We start from the raw sequence: 2,138 nt of genomic DNA, 5'->3' as shown, positions 1-2,138 counted from the left end.
TGTCTATGTACTATATATCATTAACGCAGCAGTCCCCATTTACCCAAAAAGAAAGGGAGGTGCTTTTTATGTCTTTTGGCAAGGCAAAAAGGGCATGGATAAACTTGAAAAGCAAAGAGGTCTCAATGGAACACCTCGATGAAAAATACACAAGGAAATGGGGTGGTATGAGAGGCCTTGCATTGCCCATAATGCTAAAGGAAATTGAAAAGGATACAGATCCTCTGGGACCTCTTAACCTTTTGATAGTAGCAGCAGGATTGTTGAATGGCCTAGGTTTCCATGGTACTTGTCGCTATGGAATCTACGCCAAAAGCCCCCTTACAGGAGGGTTTGGAGGAAGCGACGCAGGTGGCTACTTTGGACCAGCCCTCAGGGCCCAGGGTGTGGATGCTCTGGTGTTCAAAGAAAGGGCCGAAAAACCCGTCTACATCTGGATTGAAGATGGAAAGGTGGAAATCAAAGACGCAACGGATCTATGGGGTCTTGAGACAGGCCCAGCACTGGAGAAATTGAGGGAAAAACACGGCAAGGTAACAGCCATACTCATAGGCCCTGCAGGAGAAAACCAGGTTCGATTTGCCTGCGTCATAAACGACTTGCACCATGTAAACGGACGCACTGGCATGGGAGCTGTGATGGGATCCAAGAATATAAAGGCCATAGTTGCTCCATATCCAAAGGCCATACCTCCGAAAGACCCTGTCCTTCACCAGGAGATGATAAAAGTGTTCTCCAACTGGAAGGATGACCCTCTATCCTTCGGGCTGCACGTTCATGGCACCGCAGGAGGAGTAACTAGGCTTAACCAGGATGGAATCCTGCCTACGAGGAACTTTCAGCAGGGAACCTTCGAAGGGGCATCCTCCATCGACGGAAAGTTAATGACTGAAACCCTCCTAAAGGAACGCTTGGGGTGCTTCGCCTGCGCTGTGCGCTGCAAACGAGTGGTCGGAGGAGGCAAGTACGATACTGACCCCAACTACGGCGGCCCTGAGTACGAGACCATGGCGGCCTTGGGTTCCCTGTGCGGTGTAGATGATCTGGACGCAGTAACCAAGGGGCACGAGCTCTGTAACAGGTTTGGACTTGATACTATTTCAGCAGGTATGACGATAGCGTGGCTAATGGAATGTGTAGAAAAAGGGATAATGACAAAAGACGAAGCTATCGTTTCCGGCTTCGGAGACGCTCAAGGCATGCTCAAACTACTGGAGAAAATAGCCCGAAGGGAAGGTATAGGAGACCTTTTGGCCGAGGGCTCTAAAAGGGCCTCAGCGAAGGTAGGCAAGGGAAGTGAAAAATTTTTGATGACCGTCAAGGGGCAGGAGCTTCCCATGCATGAGCCAAGGGGGAAAAAGGCGTCGCCATAGGATATGCCCTGTCGCCCACAGGGGCCGACCACATGCAGTTTGCCCACGACCCTTTGTTCGCTTCTCCGGACAGCAGACCCATGAAGGACATTATGGCCCTGGGAATACTGGAGCCTCTCCCTGTAACATATCTAGGACCTGAGAAGATAAGGGCCATCACCTACCTATGGTACTTCTGGGCTGCCTTCAACCACTTGGGATGCTGTTACTTCGTTTTCTCTCCAAGAAGCTACTTCCCTATACATAGGCTCCACTCCCTGGTGGAGGCGGCAACAGGTTGGAACATAACACTGTGGGAGCTCATGAAGATGGGAGAACGGGGGTTAAATGCTGCCAGGCTATTCAATTTGAAAATGGGACTCACATCGGGGGACGATGTCATTCCCGAGAGGCTCCATACTCCTCTGCCCGATGGGGCTTTCAAGGGAAGCACAATCGGAAAAGATGAGTTTAAAGATGCCGTAGCCCTTTGTTACTCCATGATGGGATGGGACGGCCAAGGCATTCCAAAAAGGGAAAAACTCGCGGAGCTTGGCCTGGAGGAATTTATTTAACACCTAAATGCAGACATAAAAGGAGGGATTCCAACCTAGATTGGATCCCTCCTTTTATTTATGATCAGGCCTGTTTTTCCTTCTCAAAGGCCTCCCTTATGCTGCTTCTTAATTTTTCGTCCATCATTACCTCAATGGCCATAAATGCTAAAGCCTTGGCACCCCTCACTAGTGCATGGTGAGCCTCATCCATCATTGTAGCCTCCGCAAG

General features: G+C 50.0%; 1 pseudogene. It reads left to right on the top strand.

From position 1 onward, the window contains the following. The first annotated feature begins 5 nt into the window (after positions 1–5). A pseudogene (locus V7Z69_RS09795) lies at positions 6–1,927 on the top strand (aldehyde ferredoxin oxidoreductase family protein). Positions 1,928–2,138 lie beyond the last annotated feature (211 nt).

This window comes from Thermovirga lienii (assembly GCF_036847465.1).
In the GTDB taxonomy this organism is placed as follows: Bacteria; Synergistota; Synergistia; order Synergistales; family Thermovirgaceae; genus Thermovirga; species Thermovirga lienii.
This window is presented reverse-complemented; position numbering and strand designations above follow the sequence as displayed.